The organism is Pseudomaricurvus alkylphenolicus (assembly GCF_011683955.1).
GTDB classification, from domain to species: domain Bacteria; phylum Pseudomonadota; class Gammaproteobacteria; order Pseudomonadales; family Cellvibrionaceae; genus Pseudomaricurvus; species Pseudomaricurvus alkylphenolicus.
Window position 1 is genome coordinate 44655 of sequence record NZ_JAAQPI010000008.1, and the last position, 20549, is coordinate 65203.

Annotated in this window: 20 protein-coding genes; 13 read left to right on the forward strand and 7 right to left on the reverse strand. The window is 56.0% G+C overall.

Translation table 11 applies throughout. The features are described 5' to 3' along the window. Positions 1-113: 113 nt before the first annotated feature. Genes HBA55_RS19615 through HBA55_RS19635 form a run of 5 tightly spaced genes read left to right on the forward strand, consistent with a single transcriptional unit; the run spans position 114 to position 3813 of the window. Positions 114-1274 carry a D-alanyl-D-alanine carboxypeptidase family protein gene (locus HBA55_RS19615; RefSeq protein WP_166994969.1) on the forward strand — a complete coding sequence of 387 codons (1161 nt, stop codon included), beginning with the start codon at positions 114-116 and terminating at the stop codon, positions 1272-1274. A gap of 54 nt (positions 1275-1328) precedes the next feature. Next, positions 1329-1619 carry a YbeD family protein gene (locus HBA55_RS19620; RefSeq protein WP_166994971.1) on the forward strand — a complete coding sequence of 97 codons (291 nt, stop codon included), beginning with the start codon at positions 1329-1331 and terminating at the stop codon, positions 1617-1619. Continuing rightward, complete coding sequence (lipB, locus tag HBA55_RS19625) at positions 1619-2323, forward strand: lipoyl(octanoyl) transferase LipB (RefSeq protein WP_166994972.1); 705 nt, start codon at positions 1619-1621, stop codon at positions 2321-2323. Before HBA55_RS19620 ends, lipB begins: the two co-directional genes overlap by 1 nt. Before the next feature lie 11 nt (positions 2324-2334). Further along, positions 2335-3321 carry a lipoyl synthase gene (gene lipA, locus HBA55_RS19630; RefSeq protein WP_166994974.1) on the forward strand — a complete coding sequence of 329 codons (987 nt, stop codon included), beginning with the start codon at positions 2335-2337 and terminating at the stop codon, positions 3319-3321. A gap of 6 nt (positions 3322-3327) precedes the next feature. Continuing rightward, entirely contained in the window at positions 3328-3813 is a 486-nt protein-coding gene (locus HBA55_RS19635; protein WP_166994976.1) for a GNAT family N-acetyltransferase, read from the forward strand. A gap of 412 nt (positions 3814-4225) precedes the next feature. Here HBA55_RS19635 and HBA55_RS19640 read toward each other — a convergent pair whose 3' ends face one another. Beyond that, a complete protein-coding gene (locus tag HBA55_RS19640) occupies positions 4226-4957 on the reverse strand; it encodes a glycerophosphodiester phosphodiesterase (protein WP_166994978.1) in 732 nt (243 codons plus the stop codon). Between the two features lie 6 nt (positions 4958-4963). Then, entirely contained in the window at positions 4964-5851 is an 888-nt protein-coding gene (locus HBA55_RS19645; RefSeq protein WP_166994980.1) for a fructosamine kinase family protein, read from the reverse strand. A 313-nt stretch (positions 5852-6164) separates the two neighbouring features. On the opposite strand from HBA55_RS19645, the gene can reads away from it, so the two are divergent. Together can and HBA55_RS19655 are read left to right on the forward strand one after the other, a co-directional pair. Beyond that, complete coding sequence (gene can / locus HBA55_RS19650; protein ID WP_166994981.1) at positions 6165-6773, forward strand: carbonate dehydratase; 609 nt, start codon at positions 6165-6167, stop codon at positions 6771-6773. A 40-nt stretch (positions 6774-6813) separates the two neighbouring features. Then, positions 6814-7005, forward strand: a complete 192-nt coding sequence (locus HBA55_RS19655) for a YqaE/Pmp3 family membrane protein (protein ID WP_166994983.1) — start codon at positions 6814-6816, stop codon at positions 7003-7005. Between the two features lie 52 nt (positions 7006-7057). On the opposite strand, the gene HBA55_RS19660 is transcribed toward HBA55_RS19655, so the two are convergent. Then, on the reverse strand, positions 7058-7804 hold the full coding sequence (locus HBA55_RS19660; RefSeq protein ID WP_240946182.1) for a TetR/AcrR family transcriptional regulator: 747 nt from the start codon (positions 7802-7804) through the stop codon (positions 7058-7060). Between the two features lie 65 nt (positions 7805-7869). Here HBA55_RS19660 and HBA55_RS19665 point away from each other — a divergent pair, with 65 nt between their 5' ends. From HBA55_RS19665 to HBA55_RS19675, 3 genes are all read left to right on the forward strand, one after another. After that, positions 7870-9339, forward strand: coding sequence for a sodium:solute symporter family transporter (locus HBA55_RS19665; protein WP_166994985.1), 1470 nt, complete (start codon positions 7870-7872; stop codon positions 9337-9339). A gap of 85 nt (positions 9340-9424) precedes the next feature. Further along, positions 9425-10312 (forward strand): alpha/beta fold hydrolase, encoded by an 888-nt coding sequence (locus HBA55_RS19670; protein WP_166994987.1) that lies wholly within the window; start codon positions 9425-9427, stop codon positions 10310-10312. Then, positions 10305-11096: a 3-hydroxybutyrate dehydrogenase gene (locus HBA55_RS19675; protein WP_166994989.1), complete on the forward strand. Its 792-nt coding sequence runs from the start codon at positions 10305-10307 to the stop codon at positions 11094-11096. The genes HBA55_RS19670 and HBA55_RS19675 overlap by 8 nt, the downstream gene beginning before the upstream one ends. 15 nt (positions 11097-11111) lie before the next feature. Here the strand turns inward: HBA55_RS19675 and HBA55_RS19680 are convergent, their stop codons facing one another. The 3 genes from HBA55_RS19680 to HBA55_RS19690 all read right to left on the reverse strand — a co-directional run bounded on the left by HBA55_RS19680 (position 11112) and on the right by HBA55_RS19690 (position 15980). Continuing rightward, positions 11112-14210, reverse strand: coding sequence for a TonB-dependent receptor domain-containing protein (locus tag HBA55_RS19680; protein WP_166994991.1), 3099 nt, complete (start codon positions 14208-14210; stop codon positions 11112-11114). A 115-nt stretch (positions 14211-14325) separates the two neighbouring features. Next, complete coding sequence (locus tag HBA55_RS19685) at positions 14326-15336, reverse strand: FecR family protein (protein WP_166994993.1); 1011 nt, start codon at positions 15334-15336, stop codon at positions 14326-14328. An 11-nt stretch (positions 15337-15347) separates the two neighbouring features. Next, complete coding sequence (locus HBA55_RS19690; protein WP_166994995.1) at positions 15348-15980, reverse strand: RNA polymerase sigma factor; 633 nt, start codon at positions 15978-15980, stop codon at positions 15348-15350. Positions 15981-16138: 158 nt separating this feature from the next. On the opposite strand from HBA55_RS19690, the gene HBA55_RS19695 reads away from it, so the two are divergent. The 3 genes from HBA55_RS19695 (at position 16139) to HBA55_RS19705 (ending at position 19766) form a co-directional block, all read left to right on the forward strand. After that, positions 16139-16831: an HvfX family Cu-binding RiPP maturation protein gene (locus HBA55_RS19695; RefSeq protein WP_338109427.1), complete on the forward strand. Its 693-nt coding sequence runs from the start codon at positions 16139-16141 to the stop codon at positions 16829-16831. Positions 16832-16919: 88 nt separating this feature from the next. Next, a complete protein-coding gene (gene rhlB / locus HBA55_RS19700; protein ID WP_166995533.1) occupies positions 16920-18407 on the forward strand; it encodes an ATP-dependent RNA helicase RhlB in 1488 nt (495 codons plus the stop codon). Positions 18408-18500: 93 nt separating this feature from the next. Beyond that, on the forward strand, positions 18501-19766 hold the full coding sequence (locus tag HBA55_RS19705; RefSeq protein WP_166994997.1) for a response regulator: 1266 nt from the start codon (positions 18501-18503) through the stop codon (positions 19764-19766). A 30-nt stretch (positions 19767-19796) separates the two neighbouring features. Here HBA55_RS19705 and cysZ read toward each other — a convergent pair whose 3' ends face one another. Further along, positions 19797-20549: a sulfate transporter CysZ gene (gene cysZ / locus HBA55_RS19710; RefSeq protein ID WP_166994999.1), complete on the reverse strand. Its 753-nt coding sequence runs from the start codon at positions 20547-20549 to the stop codon at positions 19797-19799.

A 20549-nucleotide genomic window follows, 5' to 3' on the forward strand; every position in this document is an offset into this window, starting at 1 on the left:
GTCACATAGTGACCACGAGCAATCCCGTCGGCCGTTGGACAGGCGGGCCGCGGCTGATACACTAACCGCCAATTTATAACTTCCCTACCCATCATTCATTTTTAGTGAAACTCATGTCTACTGTTTCCTTTGTTCGGCCATTTCTTCTGCTTTTGATTGCATCCCTGGCTTTTGCCGCCCATGCGCGCCAGGTCATCATTCCCGCGCCACCGCAGCTGGCCGCCTCCGCCTATTTGCTGCTTGACGCGGATACGGGCAAGGTGCTGGTAGAACACGAGTCGGATACGCAATTGCCGCCGGCCAGTCTCACCAAAATGATGACCAGCTATATCGTGTCTTCCGAGATCGAGTCGGGCAGTGTCAGCGAGGACGATCAGGTCAATATCAGCGTCAGAGCCTGGAAGATGGGTGGCTCCAAAATGTTTATTCGCGAAGGCACTCAGGTTGCGGTCAAGGATCTGCTGCGCGGCGTGATTATTCAGTCCGGCAACGATGCCAGTGTGGCACTGGCCGAGCATGTTGCAGGCAGTGAAGACGCGTTTGTGGATGTGATGAATCAGCAGGCAGCGCTGTTGGGCATGGATAACACGCTGTTTATGAACGCCACTGGCTGGCCAGCGGATGGTCATCTGACCACGGCAAGGGATCTGGCCCTGCTGGCTCGGGCGTTGATCAATGATTACCCGGAGCACTACAAGATTTACGCGGAGAAGTACTTCAAGTACAACGGCATCAATCAGCCCAACCGCAATCGTCTCCTGTTCCGCGACAGCAGTGTCGACGGCCTCAAGACCGGCCATACCGAAGAGGCAGGCTATTGTCTGGTGTCCTCAGCGAAAAAGAACGGTATGCGTCTGGTGGCTGTGGTGATGGGAACCCGTTCCGACGAAGCCAGGGCGGCAGAGTCCCAGAAGCTGCTGGCCTATGGTTTCCGCTACTTCCAGACGCACAAGGTCTACAGCGCCGGGCAGGAGCTGGGAGAGTCCCGGGTTTGGTCTGGTACCAGCGAGCAGGTCAAGCTGGGTATTGCCGACGATATCTATCTGACGATCCCGCGAGGGTCGGTGGATGATCTGCAGGCCAATTTGCACGTCGACGAAGAGATTCACGCCCCCTTCGCCAAGGGGCATGAGCTGGGTAATCTGACGGTACATCTGAATGATGAGCTGTTGGTGGATACGCCTTTGGTGGCCTTGTCACCTGTGGAGGAGGCTGGATTCTTTGCCCGTCTGATCGATGCTATCAAGCTGTTCCTGCTCAGTCTCTTCAGCTGATTTCGGTTGATTGCCGGGGTATAATGGCGCTTTTGTGGTACCAAAGCGCCAAATATGTCTGACTCTCAAGCCGGTTCCGGTCAGGAACCCCCAAAAATCGAATTCCCCTGCGAAGATTATCCCATCAAGGTTATGGGGGACTCCGGTTCGGAGTTCCATCAGTTTGTGGTCCAGGTGATGGAGCGCCATGCCCCTGGCCTGGATACCGCCAAGATTACCGTTAAAGACAGCCGCAATGGGCGCTTCCAGTCCATTACCTTTATGATCACCGCCACCGGTGAGGATCAGCTGCAAGCCCTGCACCAAGAGCTGATTGCCAGCCCCATGACCAAAATGGTGCTCTAGTGGGGGAATCGCCCAGTAAAGGTGGCCAGCTGAGGGTCCGCTATCTGGGGCTGCAGGATTATGAGCCCGTCTGGAAGGCTATGGCCAACTATACCGATTCACGGGAGGCAGACGCGGTCGATGAGCTATGGCTGGTACAGCACCCGCGTGTTTTTACCCAGGGCCAGGCCGGTAAGGCGGAACACGTGCTGATGCCGGGCGACATTCCTGTGGTGCAGACGGATCGTGGCGGCCAGGTCACTTATCACGGGCCAGGCCAGCTGGTGGGCTATCCGCTCATTAATCTGCGAAAGCGCGGTATTGGTGTCCGTGATCTGGTGACATTCACGGAAAACACTATAGTGGCGACGCTGGCTGAGCTGGGTATAGACGCTTATCCGAAGCCCGATGCGCCCGGTGTTTATGTCAAGCGTGATGGTGTGGAATCCAAGATTGCGTCCTTGGGTTTTCGCATTCGAAGAGGTTGCAGCTTTCATGGCCTGAGCCTGAATGTCGATATGGACCTGGAGCCCTTCCTGCGCATCAATCCCTGTGGTTATCAGGGGTTGCAGATGCTGCAAACGTGTGACTTGAGTGATGACCCCAGGGCCGGCTCTGTGCAGGCGCTGGAGCCTATGGTGGCGGAGCAGTTTGCCGCCCAGCTGGGTTATGATGAAATTATCCCCGTCAGTGAGACTGACGACCGACTACTTTCTGACCAATAAACGGAAACATTATGACTTCCAACGACCAGAGCATGGAACCGGTAAAACGTACCCGCCGCCTCAAGCAGGGGGAGAAGCTGCGCGATGCCGATAAGGTGGAACGGATTCCGGTAAAGGTCATCGCAACCGATGAGATGCAGCGTAAGCCGGACTGGATCCGGGTGCGGATGGGCAATTCTCCCGAGGTGGATCGGATCAAGAAGATCCTGCGTAAGAACAAACTCGCCAGTGTCTGCGAGGAGGCCAATTGCCCGAACTTGGGCGAGTGTTTCAGCGGCGGCACGGCAACGTTTATGATCATGGGTGAGATCTGTACCCGCCGTTGTCCGTTCTGTGATGTGGGGCACGGCAAGCCCAATCCCCTGGATCCCAATGAGCCCACGCATCTGGCGGAGGCCATTGCGGATATGGGTTTGAAGTATGTGGTGATTACCTCGGTGGATCGGGACGATTTGCGTGATGGCGGAGCGCAGCATTTTGCCGATTGTATTCGTGAGTCCCGTTTGCGTTCGCCAAATTTGCAGGTTGAGGTGCTGACTCCGGATTTTCGCGGCCGTATGGATGTGGCGCTGGATATTCTGGAGGCGGAGGCACCGGATGTGTTTAATCACAATCTGGAGACGGTACCCCGTTTGTATCGGGAAGCGCGGCCGGGGGCGAATTATAAATGGTCGCTGAAGCTGCTGCAGGAGTATAAGAAGCGTCGCGCGGATGTGCTGACGAAGTCTGGTCTGATGGTGGGGTTGGGCGAGACTAAGGAGGAGATTTTCGAGGTGATGCAGGATATGCGTGACCACGATATCGATATGCTGACGATCGGTCAGTATCTGCAGCCTTCGAAGGATCATTTGCCGGTGCAGCGTTATGTGCATCCCGATGAGTTTGATGAGTATACGGCGAAGGCCAATGAGTTGGGCTTTAAGCACGCGGCTTGTGGTCCTTTGGTGCGGTCTTCTTATCACGCGGATCGTCAGGCGCACGGGGAAGAGGTAAAGTAGGCCTCGGTGGTCGGTGGTCATCCGTTTGCGGCTGAGCTGAGGTTGGTGCCACTGGGTGAGTGTGCTCAGTGGTTGCCGCAGTTGGCGCGCTGGCATCAGCGGGAGTGGCCGCAGGATAGTATCAGTTGCCGCGAACAGGGTTTGCGGCAACATTTGCAGGGTCCGGTCCCGGTAACCCTGGTGCTCGTTCGAGCGTGTCGTCCTATTGGTAGTGTGAGTCTGGTGCGTTATCAGCGCATCGGCGGTCTTTCGCCCAGTCATTGGGTGGCGAATGTGTTTCTTTTGCCTGAGCATCGGAATCTGGGGTTTGGCCGGGTTTTGATGGCCGGCGTTGAGCGTTATGCCGGTGAGCAGGGGGTCGGGGAATTGTTGCTCTATGCTACGGATCGGGCGGATTTTTATCGGCACTTGGGGTGGGAGTTGGTGCGGCGGAAGAAGGTTGGCGGTAAGCCCGCTTTTATTTTTCGGCGGCAGTTGGGTAGCTTGGAGTAGGCGGTTTCCAGTTTTTTGCCTCAATTGGCATCAGGTAATCCGCTCTCGGGGTTTAAGTAAAGGGTGGTTCAGCTGAAAGAAGCCGGTCGTTGGGTGCCTCAATCGGCGGCTGGGGGTTCCGTTCTCTGAGCGAGTCGGCGCCCCTCCGGGGTTCCCTCAGTCACAAAAGAGCCCGGCAAAAAACGCCGGTCTCTTTTGCTCCTTCGGCGCTCGCCTTTTATGCTCAGATAACGAAACCCCCAGCCACCTTGGCTCTGTAGTTCTTGGGGGGCTGGTGCCTCAACATTTGTGCAATGGGGCTGTTGCGGTATTTCACGTATCAAGGGATCGCTTGAACGTCACTTCGTTAAGCTGATTGGCACTATTCCCCGTAGCAGCCCGCTCTGAGGGCGACTGGCTTTAGCAGCATAATTCAGGCCTTTGATATTTCTTTGTTGAGGTCCAGTACTCTTTGGGGATAGTCGGTAAATACGCCATCGACGCCCATTTCCATCATCCACTGCAAATCATCTATTTCATTGACGGTGTAGACCCAGACTTGAAAACCTCGGCGGTGGGCATCGTCGACCAGCGCCTGGTTGATGAAGTCGATGTTGGGGTGGAAGGACCAGGCATGCAGGGCTTCTCCGCAGGCGGCATAGTCCAGGGGGATGCCGAGGGTGAGTACACCAATGCGGACTTCGGGCAGGTGACTTCTGAATTGGTAGAGTTGGCGGTGATCGAAGCTGGAGATAACGTAGCTGTCGTAGTTGAGGCCGTGGTCGCTACAGTAGGCTTGGAGTGCCTGGGCGACAGGCGTGGCGCACCCCGGGCCCTTGAGTTCGATATTGAGCGTGACCCGATCGCCGAGCAGGGTCAAGACTTCTTGTAAAGTGGCGACGCGGCTGCCGCAGTCGAGTTCGAGGTTGCGAAGGTGGTCCGGATGGTATTCCAGCAGTCGACCTTGGCCCGGCAGGGTGTTGCCCAGGCGGCGGTCGTGGGTGACCAGGAGTTGTCCGCCAACCAGCCATACGTCGATTTCGATGGCGTCGACGCCCAGGGCCAGGGATTCCTCGAAGGCGTTGAGTGTGTTTTCGGTGTGACGCTGGCTGCCTCCGCGGTGAGCGATGCAGAACAGGGGTTTTTGCGGGCGGTTTGGGTTCATTGATGGTCAGTTCATCAGTTGGCGCAGTTGCTGGCGCACCTGTTCCAGGTAGTGGCCTCCGAAGAGGTTGGCGTGATTGATGAGGTGGTAGAGCTGGTAAAGGGGGCGTCTTCGGGGGTAGTCCGGGTCGATGGGGAGCACGGAGTCGTAGCCTTGGTAAAAGGGTTTGGGAAAGGCGCCAAACAGTTCGCTCATGGCCAGATCGGTTTCTGGGTCGCCGACGTAGGTCGCAGGGTCGAAGATGACGGGCTGTTGGTTATGAAAGCCTATATTTCCGCTCCAGAGGTCGCCGTGAACCAGCGCTGGTGTGGGTTGGTGATCATGCAGGCGGTGGCGCACGCTGTCTATGATTGCCTGGATGTCAGGGTGGTTTTTTTGGTGGCAGTTGAGCAGGGTGAGTTGGTGGCCAATGCGCTGTTCGGCGAAGAATTCCGCCCAATTGTCATGCCAGTCGTTGGGCTGGTAGGTGGTGCCGCAGTAGCTGGGCTGGTCGAAACCGTAACGTCTGCCGGCGGGGCGTTTGTGCATGGCAGCCAGTTGTTGGCCCGCCTGGTACCATTCGCCTTGCCTCTCCAGTTGCAGGCCTTCCAGAATGAGGTAACTGTGGTTCTTGAAGTGACCACAGCACAGCGGTGCGCAGGTGCCGATGGTGCCGCTGTCGGCTATGGCCTGCAGGCCGTGGGCTTCTGCCTGAAATTGGGTCAGCATGGCGCTGTCGTTGAGTTTGACGAAGAAGCTCGGGCCGTCGGTGTAAAGCATAAAGGCGTGGCTGATGTCACCGCCACTGACGGGGTGAAAATCGCGTACTTGCCAGTCGGGGCCGGCACGGGCGGGCTCTTGGGTGAGGGCGTGCGCGAACAGGGTGTTGAGGCTGGCCAGGGTTGGTTGGAGCATAGCGGCGTATATTTCAACAGGGTCTTATAGCGATAATAGTCCTCCCGACGGCAAGCGCAAGTGTCGGCCGATGGGGTAAAGAGGTTATTAAGCCATTGGTGCTGTTGCCCTTTTTAGGGTATAACTCCAGCGGTCATTAGCGCCGATTTTCAAGTGTAATACCCCTTTATTTGTGGGGGAATTGCATGGCCGGATGATCTGCTTGGTACAGAACAATACGATTCACACCGGAGCCACAAATACAGCCATAATCCGGTAAAACAGACACGAGATGATTGGGGGAAACTTTGCCCCAGGTGCATCAGGAGTAATTATGAGCAAACCGGAAGATCTTCTGGAAAACAACAAATCATGGGCTGCGGATGTGGAATCCGCCAATCCCGGCTATTTTAATTCCCTCGCTCAACAGCAGACTCCGGAGTATCTCTGGATTGGCTGTTCAGACAGCCGCATTGCCGCCAACCAGATTGTCGGTATGGAGCCTGGATCCATTTTTGTTCACCGCAATATTGCCAATGTGGTCGTACACACGGATCTCAATTGCCTGTCGGTCATTCAATACGCTGTTGAAGTACTGAAGGTTAAGCATATTGTTGTCGTCGGCCACTACGGCTGTGGCGGTGTGCTGGCCGCTCTGGGTGAGGCTAATAATGGCTTGATCGACAACTGGTTAGAGCATATTCGCGATGTCTATCGCAAGCACCAGACCGCTGTGGACAGTGCGGTGACTGAGAAGGAACGCGCCAATCGTCTGTGCGAGCTGAATGTGATCGCGCAGGTTGGGAATGTCGCGGAAACGACCATTGTGCGCAATGCCTGGCGTGCTGGACAGGATCTGACCCTGCATGGCTGGATCTATGGCCTGGAGGATGGCATTGTGCGGGACCTTAAAGTGACTCGGGATCAGTCTTCGCTCACTTGATTGAAGCTCCAGAGAATATTAACCAGAAAGGATAGTTAACATGCGTTTGCTACTTGCCCTGCTGTTGCCCTGGCTGCAGTTTTTTACGATTGGTCGCCCGTTTGCCGGTATTATCTGCCTGATATTACAGGTGACTTTGATCGGGTGGATCCCGGCGGCCATCTGGTCAGTTTACGCGCTGAGTCAGTACAAGACCGATAAGAAAATCGAGGAAGCATTGGGCGACAAGTAAGCTGTCCCGAGTGGGGTGCCGGTCTCGGCACCCCTGGCATGTCTTCACCATGTTATCCGCACACCCGCCTGAAACCCGCGGCAATAAAGGGAATCATGCGGTCGTAGGCGGCCTGGAAATCATCTGAACGGCACAGGCCATGGGACATTCGGTCGATACGGCCGGTGTTGGCAAAGGTGAGGGACATGGCCCCCGACATGTAGTGGTAGCACCAGTAGATGTCTTCGTCTTTTGAGCCCGGCAGTGCATGTCGCAGGGCCTCCACAAACACATCCACCAGATCATTGTAGTGCTTGCTCATCAGCAGCGGCCCCCAAACGGCCGAGTTGTTGACGTACGCCAATAGTGCGCAGTAGTTGCGCCAGCCCTCATCCTGGCTTTCCTGGGCCACCTCCAGTGGTCTGAGAAATGCCTCAATAATCTTCTCCACGGTCACCGCTTCCGGTGCCGCTTCAGATTTGGCCTGTTCCAGGGCGCTCAAGCGTTCCTGGTTGAGTATTTTGGCGCGTCGTTGGAAAACGGTGTCGAACAGCTGTTGTTTGGGGCCAAAGTAGTAGTTGATCAGGGCGACATCGACGCCGGCAGCATTGGCCAGAGTGCGTAGAGTGACTCCGTCATAGCCGTGCAGGGCAAACAGCTCTTCGGCCGCGTTCAGGATGCGCTCACCCCGTTCGGTCTTTTCGCGGTCGTCGCTGCGGGGGCGCCCGACCTTGCCGGTGGGTCTGTTTTCTGCAGTTTTGTTGTCTGAGGTCGCCATATTGTCGGAGTCGGGCAGGATTTGAGGCGCAATTTTACGCAAGGCTTGACAATTCAACAAGCGATGAATTTAAATAAGTGGCCACGGAGATCGAGAGTGACCAAATCATGTCTGCTGAATTGTTCAAGTATCTGGTGGTGGGTTTTTATGTCGGCCTGACCTTGTGGCTGTCCTGGATTGGGATGCGCAAGACCCAGGACATCAAGGGTTTCTCAATTGGCAACAAGGATATGAGCGCCTGGGTGATCGGGGTGACGATGGCCGCGTCGATTTCGTCGACGGCCACCTTTGTGATCAATCCGGGCTTTGTCTATGTCCACGGCGTCTCGGCGTTTGTTCACTACGCCATTGCCGGCACCGCGGGCATCATGACGGCATTTCTGCTGCTGACCCGTCGCTTTCGCCAGCTGGGCGATGAAAGTGGCGCCATTACCATCCCCGACTGGATATATCAGCGCTATCGCAGTCGTTCACTGAGTGTGTTTTTTGCGGTGATCAATCTGCTGTCAGTTGCCTTCGTGGTACTGATTCTGGTGGGTTGCAGTCTGTTGCTCAGCGAGCTGTTTCCAATCTCGCAGACGCTGTCGCTGACTCTGATTCTCCTGTTCGTGTTTTCCTATGTGCTGATGGGCGGCAGTTATGCTCATGCCTATACCAATACCTTTCAGGGGATAATGATGATTGGTGTGTCCCTGTTTGTGTTTGTACAGGGATATCATCACTTTCAGGGGGATATAGGCGCCTCCTTGTCAGGCATTGGCGAGCAATACGCTAGTGTGTTTAACGCCGACAGCAATCTCTATCATGATTTTTTCTCGGTATTTCTTAGCGGCTTTGTGATTACCTTTGCGCTGATGATGCAGCCTCATATTCTGACCAAAATGCTGTATCTGAAAAACGACCGTGATGTGAATCGTTTTCTGGTGACCACCTTCCTGGCCGGTGCCTGCTTTATGTTGATGCTTGCGGTGGGATTCTACGCGCGACTGAAGGGGTTGGAGATTGAACGTCAGGACGGCGTGGTAGTGAGTTACATCGCTTCGGAATTCGCCGCTTTTGACTGGGGACCTTACGCCTTGGTGTTTATTTCCATCACGTTGTTGGCAGCGGGCATGAGTACCCTGGACGGTATTTTGGTGTCGCTGTCGGCCATGGTGGTTAAGGATCTGTATTTGCCATTCAGTGGCAAAGAAGGCTTCGAGCAGGGCAGTGGTTTGATGCTGTCGAGAGTGGTGCTGGTGCTGGTGGGGCTTCTGGCTTACCTCGTGGCCCTGGATCCGCCCAAGTTGGTTGGCCTGTTTGCACAGAAAGGCGTATATGGTTTGGCGGCGGCCTCTCTGGTGCCGATTGTGCTTGGCACATTGTTGCCTCGCCAGCCTCCCATCCTTGTGGCCTGGGGGTCGGCGGCCACGGGTCTGGTGACACACTTGCTGGGAATTCTGCTGTTCGGAATAGAAAACCCGGCGGTAGCTGCAACCTATGCAATTTTTGCCTCGGCACTGGTGGCTGCAGCGTTGATGTTGTTCGGCTCCCCGACACCGACTGAAAGCGACCAGGCCTGCGCGCGGCTGGAATGAGCCCTCAGCGAAAGCTTGATTTAACAGCCCTCAGCGAAAGTTTGATTTAACAGCCCTCAGCGCAGGCTTAAATGGAGAGCAGTGAATGCCAGATTATTCAGATATTTTCTACGAGGTGCAGGACGGTCTGAAGCTCTACGCCCGGGATTATCCTTGTCGCGAAACGTCTTCCGCCCCGCCCGTTTTGTGCATGCACGGACTGACGCGCAACAGTGCGGATTTTGAGGATCTCTGCCCCCGGCTCAGTCACCTCTACAGAGTGATTGCGGTCGATCAGCGCGGGCGCGGACGCTCGCAGTGGGACCAAGACAGTCGTCGCTACCAACTCCACACCTATGTGCAAGATATGTGGCAGTTATTGGATCAACTCGACATCGATAAAGTGGCGATTATCGGCACCTCCATGGGCGGACTGATTGGCATGCTGATGGCCGCGCAAAAACCGGAACGTATTGCTGGGTTGGTGATCAATGATGTGGGCCCTGAAGTGGACCCGGCCGGTCTCGCCAGAATCCTGAGTTATGTCGGTAAAACGCAGCCCCCCAGAAGCTGGGAGCAGGCGATTGCCTTAACGCGCGAACTTAACCAGGTTTGTTTTCCAGGTTACACCGATGCGCAGTGGCGGACGATGGCCGGGCGTTTGTATCGCCAGGATGCTGATGGTATTCCGGTAGCCGCCTACGATCCTGCCATCGCCACTCCTTTTGATGCACCGGAAGAAACGCCCCTGCCGCCGGATTTATGGCCCTTGTTTGCGAGTCTGAGTGGGACTCCGGTATTGGCCGTGCGCGGTGCACTGTCCGATCTTTTGTCCGTTGTCTGCCTTGAGCGTATGCAACGGGAATTACCGTCAATGCGCGCCGTTGAGGTCCCCGGCGTGGGTCATGCGCCCATGCTGGATGAGCCCGAAGCGTTGTGTGCCATTAACGATTTTTTGCTTTTGATCCAGGAAGAGACTCAAATCCATGAATGAATTGTTACGTTCGAAAGTGGCTCTGGTAACGGGTTCGACCAGTGGCATCGGTCTGGGGGTGGCTGAGTCGCTTGCCGCTCAAGGTTGTCATTTGCTGTTAAACGGCTTTGGTGATGAGGAGGAGATCCTTACGTTGCAAAAGCGACTGTCCGAACAGTACGGTGTGGAGGTGTGTTATCACCCCGCAGATGTATCGAAGCACGAACAGGTGCTGAGCATGGTGCAGTATGCAGAGGAAACCCTCGGCACTGTGGATATTCTTGTCAATAATGCAGGTGTTCAACACGTCAGTCCGGTTGAGGATTTTGCACTTGAGCAGTGGGATCGGTTGCTGAGCATCAATCTCAGTGGCGTATTCTATGGTATTCAGGCCGTGTTGCCGGGAATGAAAACGAGGGGCTGGGGACGTATTGTCAATATTGCCTCGATTCATGGGCTGGTAGCATCGCCCTACAAGTCCGCCTATGTTGCTGCCAAGCACGGCGTACTAGGGCTTACAAAAACCGTCGCACTGGAGTGTGCCCGCGATGGGGTCACCTGCAACGCGATCTGCCCCGGTTATGTGTTAACGCCGCTGGTGGAAAATCAGATTGCCGATACGGCGCGCGCACGTGGCATCACCGAACAGCAGGTGATGGAAGATGTCTTGCTCGGGACTCAACCGACCAAGCGTTTTACCGATATCGCTGACCTGGGAGCCATGGCAGTGTTTCTGTGCGGGCCGAACAGCGGCAACATTACCGGTAGCGTACAGGTGCTGGATGGTGGTTATACGGCTGCTTGACCGGCATTCTACGTCTCAGAAATCGTGTTGGATGTTAAGGCTGACGGTACGCCCAAAGGGTGTATGCAGCGAACTCTCATAGCGCAGATCATCTTTGACATCCGGCGGAGCGGTGTTGGTGAGGTTGTTAATTGAGAGGCTCAGCTGTGAATTGCTATCGCTCCATTGATAGCGATAGAACAGATCCCAAGTGCGAAAGCTGCCCACAGTCTCCCTGGGCAGTGTATCGAGATTGAGTACCACCAGACCTTCATCGCGGTATGAATCCACGTAGTTCCAGCGCAGTTGCAATTGCTGTTGTTCCCATTCCAGTGACAGCCAGGTGGAGCCCTTCCAGCGTGGCAGTGGCTGTAAAAATGTGCCGGTATTAGAGCGGCCAGCAGCATCAAACCCTGCCCTTAACTCGCTGTCGTCCACTTTAAAGCGGTTTGTAAAACTGGCATCAACACCAAGCGTGGCATGTACCGGGCCGAAGCCACGGCTGGCCTTAAGTGCCAGGTCCGTTCCCTGCAGGGAAAGATCGGGACCATTGATATAGTGAGTGATGACGTGGGAAACCCGCTGTGCGCTGTCAAAAATAACCTGATTGGCGAAGCGGGAATCAGGATTGGCGACTACCTCATTCACAATGTCGTTGGCGCTTTGCTGGATGATGGGATCATGCAACTGCATGGTCCACAGATCCAGCGAAGCTCTCGCCGACCATCGATCACTCAGTTGGTCCAGCTCGTACAGCAGCCCCAGGTTAAAGCTGTTAGCGGTTTCCGCTTCCAGGTCCGGGTTGCCAATACGATAAATGGCCTTGAACACACCGGCATCGCCGATAAACTCCTGGCTGGTGGTATTTTGCCCGGTCTGATTTAAGGACGGCGCCCTGAAAGAGCTGCTGCCCGAAAGCCGCAGGCTCCAATGGTCGTTCAAGCGCCACAGCATGGCGATTTTGGGATCAAAGTTATGTCCAACGGATCGGTGGTAGTTTTCAAATCGCAATGCAGCCTGCACTTCCAGATTTTCAGTCAGAGGCAGCAATAATTCACCGAACAATGCCAATGTGCTCTGTTGCAAGTTGTCATTTTCGCCACCGGCAAAAAAGATCAGAGCATTTTTCGGCGCCTCCCCGGTATTCAGTTCGATACCATCGAGGCGCGACAAGCGGTTAAAGTGAATGTTCAGCTGTTCGTGGCGCAATTGTGCGCCGACGGCATAGTCGATTTCGAGATTCGACCAGGTTAGCTGGCTGGTCCATAGAGCGTCGAGGGTTGCCAGTCGCATGGTGTTGGTCTGCCTCGATTTGCCCTCCAGCCACGCCATTAATTCAGCGCTGTTGGCAAGTTCAGGTACAAAGCCGCTGGTGCCGGGATGGCTGTTGGAAAATGGATTGAAGTACTGACAGCCGTTGCCCCCTGGAGTATCTCCGCTGCAATTTGGGCCGCCCAATCCTATCAGCGACGCCTGCCAGCGCGCTTTCAGCGTATCGGGGATAATGACCTGCGCCCGATTTACCGCGTAAAGTAAGGATAGATCCAGCGCGCCATGGTCGCGCCACAGTTGCATGCCCGCCAGCAATCGGGCCGTGCGATAGTCCAGTGATTCCCGCCGTGCCCTGGCCTCTGGCCCGCCGACGGCGCGACCAACGTATAGCGCCCCGCCGCCGAAATCAGCGGCTGCACCGGACAGGGTTTGTGCATCCGGATGTGCCTCTCGAAATTGTTCCAGGGCCGGATGCGTGGGAGGCACATAAAAAGTGCCATCCGCTTCCTGCAAAGGAGCGTAGGAAGCCGACGTTTTCCATTGTGGCACGCTGGAGCGGCTCAGTAGCAGCTCACCATACAATTTCCGGTGTTCATCGAGCTGCCAGTCGGCACTCGTAAACCAGCGCAGGTGCTGCTCTTTTTCCACCAGGTTATCGAACCTGATGTAGTTGTAGCCACAGCGATTTTCACTCAGGGGAGTGCCCAGGCTTTCGGAGCATCCGGGATCGGCAACACGGTTTGCGGTTTGTGCGATCGATGCCAGTTCGCTCTCGGTGATCCCGTCCGCGGCGACTGCGGCGCTGATCGGAAGGAAATAACCTGGATTACCCACAGAGGACAACCCAAACACCACCCGATCACTGTCTGGTAAATCCACCCGTGGATTGGTGATTTCCAGCCGATCCGTGGTCGCCAGTTCATTGCGCTGCAAATATTCCAGGCTGCTCAGAATTTCCAGCTTCTCCCCGGCTGAACCCCAGCTGGCCGCCAGGTTCCAGTCTCCCTCGGATTCGTCCACGTGTTTGAAATGGCCGTCAAAGCGCCAGCCGTTTTCCGGGGTTCGGGTAATAAAGTTGACGACCCCGGCAACGGCGTCGGAGCCATAGGTGGCTGCGGCGCCGTCTTTGAGCAGTTCAATACGGTCCAGGGCTTGCCAGGGCAATGAGTTCAGATCGACATAGCTCTGGCCATCGTTGTGGGGTAGCGCACTGCTGACACTGCGGCGGCCATTCAGTAGCACCAGCGTGCGGCTGACGCCCAGTCCCCGCAGATTGATATTGCTGGTGCCTGCGGCAAAGTTATTGTCAAATTGGTTGGTTTGATTTTCTGTCCCGGACACTGAAGGCAAATAGGCAACCAGGTCCGCGGCGCTGACGGAGCCGTAACTCTCAAAGCGGGGGGCATTGATTACCGCAATATTGCTGGCACTGGGAAACCTCTGTCCCTGGGTCCAGGAGCCGGTAACCACCACTTCTTCCAGCACCGGTGGGGGCGCATCGCTGACGACGGTATGGTCGCCGTTGCTGGGGTGAATAAGGAAGTAGCCCTCTTTGGCGCTGGCCGCGAGGCCTGTGCCCGACAGCAGCCGGTCCAGGACCTGGGCGCTGTTGAGGTAGCCGCGCACCGCATTGGTGGGTATGCGTTTGTCGACCCCATCGGCGATCACCACCCCGGTTCCGGTCTGGCTGACAAAATCGATCAGTGCTTGCTGCAAGGGGCGAGAAGGCAGGCGTACCGAGCGACGCTGCTGTACATCCAGAGTGGATCGGGCGGCGAGATCGATATTGGGGGTGTCTGCGCCGGTCGATCCCAGAGGGGCCAGTACCAGCAGCAGCGCGCTGAGGGTCTTGCGATTGAGCATCCGGCAGTCTTGCAGCTGTTATTGTTGTAGGCGCTGTGTGATACCGGCAATGGTAGCGGAATTTGCTGCAATGGAAAACGCCGGATTCGGCGGTTTTCGGGGCGCGGCGGAGCAATTACCGCCGCGTCTGGATGATAATTTGTTGGTCCTGGTGCAGGAGCTCGATGGGCAGTACGTCTTGCAGCGACAAGAGCATTTTCTTCTGGTCATCCGCCGGGAAGATCGCCGTCACCGGCAGCCGGGCCAGACCTGAATCCGACAGCTGCAAAGGCTTGGGGCTGTGTCGATTAAAATCGGAGACCACATCGCTGAGAGGTGCGTCAATATAGAGACGCAGGCCATTGCGCCAGGCGCCGGACTGGTCTGCCTGGATGGTATGAATGGGTGCCAGGCCGGTGGTTTGACTGTCGACCACCTGTCCCGGCGTCAGTTCAACTCTTTCCTGGCTTGTCTGGTTTTCGACGGCAACCCGGCCATGAGCAACACTGACACGAGAATGATGGTTAAATCGATTGACGTTGAAGCGGGTGCCCAAGACGGTGACTTGGGTGTCCCCGGCACCGACCACAAACGGGCGACTCTTGTCAGGATGGACATCAAAAAAAGCTTCTCCGCGTCTCAGCTCCACCCTGCGCTTGTCAGCGCTCAGGTGTAATACTACGCTGCTGTCGCCTCCCAGGGTGATCACCGAGCCTTCAGGCAGGTAGACATCTTTGGTCTCGCCGATGGTGGTTGCGTAGATAACGGCGCTGGAGCCTGGTGCAGGGGCCTGATTAAACCAGAGGACCACTGCAAACATAAGTACACCTGCCAGGGCTGTGGGCATCCACAGGCTGTTGTTGAACGCGTCGCGGGGTTGCAGCCAGCCGAGCAATTTCTTCACCAGACCACTCCCGCGATGGGTCGAGCGCAGTCGATCGCTGTCTATCTGAGTCGCCTGTTGCCAAATGATCTCTGTTTCCCGCCAGGCTTGGCGGTTGGCTTCATCAATGGCAAGCCAGCGCTGAAACCGCTGTCGGTCAAGTGCCGTGGCGTTATCGTCATTCAATCGAACCATCCACTGGTGAGCCTGCTCTCTTGGGCTCGGGATCATCTGGGGTTCGTATTCTTCGTTGTATTGGTTCATGGTGGCTATCACTATTTGCGTGCTCGGCCGCGGTCTGTATCCCGGCTCAGAAACTCATGGCAGGCGTCGAGGGCGCGCATTACGTGTTTTTTAACTCCTTCAGTGGAGATGTTCATTTCTTCAGCAATTTCCCGGTAACTCAGCTGGTGCACCCGGCTCAGCACAAATGCCTGCTGCCGCTTGGCCGGCAATCGCTCAATCGCCTCCTGCAAAAGCGTGAGCTGCTGGCGTTGCAACGCGCAGGACTCCGGCGAGCGAAGGTCTTCCTGCTGGCTGAGGGCATACAGCGTATCCTGGCGCTCCCGTTTCACCTTGTCCCGGCGGCATTCATCAATCAGCAGATTTCTGGCCAGCTGGAACAGGTAAGCCCGTGGTTTTTCCACCTGGCCAGGGTCCGGAAGGCACAGCAGTCGCTCAAACGCCTGGTGTGCAATATCCTGTGCCTCATCGTCGCTCCGCTGCCACTGGCCTTTGATATAGTTGACCAGCTCGGCTTTGTGAGCATTGTAGAGGTCTGTCCAGACCTTTTCCTGGTTGTGCAACTCGGTTACCGTGGCGGCTATAGTGCTCGTTGCCTCGATTGTGTGCCCGCGCTCACCAATTGGCAAGGTTTGCGGGGGCTCGCTGCGGTCAGACTCAGTCATGCCAGGGTAATCTCTCGCTGTCCCGGGGTTGTATTATTGCTTTGTATAGGTAGACGGTTGGCAGCGCCCAGGGGGGACAGGGAACTCTGATTTTTTTTATCGGTCAGATTGGCTAATCCGGTTAAATCAATACCGCCACAGATGCTAAGGATACCCACGTGAACAATGCACTGACCGCCGCTGCCGGCTTTTACGACAGAGCCTTGTCGATGACTAAGCGGCTGGAGCCCCTGGGGCCTCTGGCCATTCGCCTTTATCTCGCCCCCGTATTTATCATCGCCGGGTACAATAAGCTGCAGTTGAGCGATGACAGTCTGGGCTTTTGGGAGAGCCTGACGGCCAATCCCGGGGTGGTTTCCTGGTTTGGCAATCCGGACTGGGGGCTGGGTTTGCCCGCGCCCGAGCTACTGGCTTTCCTGGCGGGCTGGACAGAGCTGTTGGGGGGATTTCTGCTGCTGTTCGGGCTGGCGACGCGACTGATCAGTCTGCCGCTGATTTTTACCATGATCATTGCTGCCACCACGGCTCATTGGCACAACGGCTGGTTTGCCATTGCCCCCAGCAATCCGTCTTCCAGCGCAGCCCAGCCATTGGCCTGGATCGGCATTGAAGCGGCCGAAGAGAGTCTTGAAAACAGTGTCGAGGTCGGTCGCCGGGTGCGGGCAATGAAGTCGCTGCTGGAAACCCATGGCAATACGGATTGGCTCTATGCCAAAGGCAGCATCGCCGTGTTGAATAACGGTATCGAGTTCGCGGTGACCTATCTGATCATGTTGCTGGTACTGCTCTTCCATGGCCCAGGCCGCTGGGTCAGTGCCGATCACTGGATTCGGACGTTCCTGGCGCGTTAACTACCACTTTAAGGTGTGGGTGTTATACTGGCTCAGTTTTGAACCACCAGAATGAGACCCACCCTTGATTGGCAACCTGATCCGCAAGATGTCCGGCGCTAAACCCGCTGAATCCGCCGCCCCCGCGAAAACGCCCAAACCCAAATCCGGGGGTAAAAGCGCCAGCCGTGGCGACAACGCCGCCAAGAAGTCCGGAGGCAAGTCCCAGCATCCACACGGGGGCAAGCGCCATCATCAGCGCAAGCGCAAATCCCCGCAGGAGCAGGCCAAGCCCTGGTCTCTGGATCAATTCAAGGTGGGGCCCCAGGAGGGCAAGACCCGCTTTCATGATCTGGACCTCCCGTTAGAGCTGATGCACGCCATTGCCGATCTCGGCTTTGAGTATTGCTCCCCGATTCAGGCCCAGTCCTTACCTCATACCCTCAACGGCCACGATATGGTGGGTAAAGCCCAGACCGGTACCGGCAAAACGGCGGCTTTTCTGCTTTCGATTATTGATGACCTGATGAAGCACCCCATCGAGGCTGAACGCTATGCGGGCGAGGCCCGAGCGCTGATCATTGCGCCGACCCGTGAGCTGGTGATTCAAATTGCCGACGATGCCAAGGCGCTGACCAAGTATACGGACCTGAAGGTGCATACCCTGGTTGGCGGTATGGACTACGGTAAGCAGCAGAAGCACCTGCAAGAGTCTCTGGTGGATATTCTGGTGGCCACTCCGGGACGTCTGTTGGATTTCTGTGGCAATCGCGATGTCTATCTGGACCAGATCGAAGTTTTGGTAATTGACGAAGCCGATCGTATGTTGGATATGGGCTTTATCCCCCAGGTCAAACGCATCATCCGCCAGACACCCAAGAAGAGCCATCGACAGACGTTGCTGTTTTCCGCCACCTTCACCGACGATGTTCTCAATCTCGCCGAGCAGTGGACGGACGAGCCGCGTCGGGTGGAAATTGAGCCGGAAAGTGTCGCTACAGATACCGTCACCCAGCACGTGTATCTGGCATCGACCGACGAAAAGTACAAGCTCCTCTATAACATCCTCAAGCAAGACGAAGTCGATAGCCTGATCGTGTTTGCCAATCGGCGGGACGAATGCCGCCGTTTGCACGAAAAACTGGAACGCCACGGTTTCAGTGCCGGGTTGTTATCCGGTGAGATTGCCCAGAACAAGCGTGTTAAAACTCTGGACGGGTTCAAGAGCGGCAAGCTTAAGGTTCTGGTGGCAACTGACGTCGCCGGTCGTGGGATTCACATTGATGGTATCAGCCACGTGGTTAACTACACCCTGCCAGAGGAGCCCGAGGATTATGTACACCGCATCGGTCGTACCGGTCGCGCGGGTAAGTCCGGCACGTCTATCAGCTTTGCCTGTGAGGATGACGCCTTCCGCCTGATGCCTATCCAGGAGCTGGTGGGCAGCCACTTGCGCTGTGAGCAGCCTCCCGAAGAGCTGCTGTCCAGCACCCCTGCCATGGCGCCTCGCCCTCGTCGTGAAGAGAGCTCCTCCCGTGACAACCGCGGGCGCGGAGGGCGCCGTGATGGCGGACGTCGCGAAGGAGGGCGTCGCTGATCAATGATCTGCCCGGTGGTTACCGGGACCAGGGAGGGTGTGTAACGAAACAATAACAATTAACAAATTCGCTGAGCACGAGAGCACCCAACGATGAGCCACATAAAAAAAGTCCTGGTGGTGGAAGACAGTCACATAGTTACCAAGGTCCTGCGCCACGTCATCAAGACGGACCCGGGTATCGAAGCCGTGTACGCGGCGAGCTTTGCCGAGGCGCGGGAGCGTTACCAACAGCATGGTGAAACCCTGTTTGCCGCACTGGTGGATCTGAATCTGCCGGACGCCCCGGATGGCGAAGTGGTGGATTACACCCTGAGCAAAAATCTGCCCACCATTGTTTTGACCGGCAGCTTTGATGAAGAGCGACGGGAGAAACTGCTCAGCAAGGGTATTGTGGACTATGTCAGCAAAGAAGGGCGCTTTTCCTATTCTTACGCGATCAACCTGGTGAATCGGCTCTACAAAAACCAGGACATTAAAGTGCTTGTGGTGGATGACTCCGAAACATCGCGCAATCTGATCTGTGACATGCTGGAGCGACACAAGTACCAGGCGCTGGCCGCCGTCGATGGCGTCGACGCCGTTCGCGTCCTGCTCAAGAACCCGGACGTCAAGCTACTGATTACCGATTATCAGATGCCCAATATGGACGGCTTTGAGCTGGTGCAGAATATTCGCGTCAAATACGAAAAGTCCGATCTGGTGATCATTGGGCTTTCCGCAGAAGGTCAGGGCAGCCTCTCCGCCAAATTCATCAAAAATGGCGCCAACGACTTTTTGCCCAAGCCTTTTAATCACGAAGAGTTTTATTGCCGCGTGATGCACAACGTGGAATCTCTAGAGCTGATCGAACAGATTCGGGACTCCATTAATCGTGATAATTTGACGGGTCTGTTCAATCGCCGATACTTTTTCGATCGCGGCGAAGAGCTCTATCGTCACGCCAGAGAGAGTGGCTCACCGCTGGCGGCGGTGGTATTGGATGTGGACTACTTCAAGCAAATCAATGACCGCTATGGGCATGAAGTGGGTGATGCCGCTTTGCAACAGTTTGCCACCTTGCTTGATGATACTCTGGGTCGTTTTGTTCTCGCTCGTGCCAGTGGACAGGAGTTTTTTGTTCTCTTGCCCGGGCTCAATAATGAGCAGGCAATATCGGTCATCGATAAGGTGCGCACGATTTCAACGGCGACGCCGATCCAGGCGGGCGATCATCGATTTTCGCTGACCTTCAGTGCCGGCGTCACCAATCAACTTTGTGATGATCTCGATGCTCAGCTGAACCTGGCCAATACTTATCTGCTGCGCGCCAAGGATGCCGGACGTGAACTGGTTATTGGGGACGAAGAGGAAGAGTAGCTCCCATTAAGAAGCCCCTGTCCTGTTTGCTCAGGCAGGGTCACCCGGCTGCTCCAGCTCATCGATCCAGAACAGCGTGCTCGCCACCACGGCAATGGGCATCACAAAAATATTGGCGATGGGGATCATGGTGCCGAGCATCACCAGACTGCCCAGAGAAAGGCTCGAGTACTTCTGTTGCCCCAGTCGTGCGCGGGATTCTGTAAAGGCAAGCTGATGGTTGTCTGCCGGGTAGTCGGTGTACTGGATGGCCATGCTCCAGGCTCCCCAGATAAATCCGATCAGCGGTACCAGTACATTCACCAAAGGAATAAAGGACAGCACCAGCATCACCAGCGCAATGGCGAGACCACGGGTGATAAAGTACCAGAGCTTGATCAATTCCCGTCGGATGGTTCGGGGAATCATGCTGCTGAGGGCTTCCGGTGCCGGCCCTTCGCCACGTACCAGCAGCTCTGTTTTCTCCGCCAGAATGCCGTAAAAGGGAGCTGCCAGAAGGTTGGTGATGAGGCTGAAGCTGTAGCCGTAGATCAATAGTACCAATCCGGCGAAAATGACCCAGGCAATCCAGGCGAGAAACTCCAGCCAGCCGGGGAGCCAGTCCAGCAGCCATTCCATGGCCACGCCAAACTGCTGGATCAGAAAGCTGGTGGCGATAAAGAACAGCACCAGATTGATCATCAGTGGCACCAGTACAAACCAGCGCAACTGAGGCTTTACGATCAACTCTGCGCCACGGGTCAGGTAATTCAGTCCATTGAAGGCATTGTTCTTCCTGGGCAT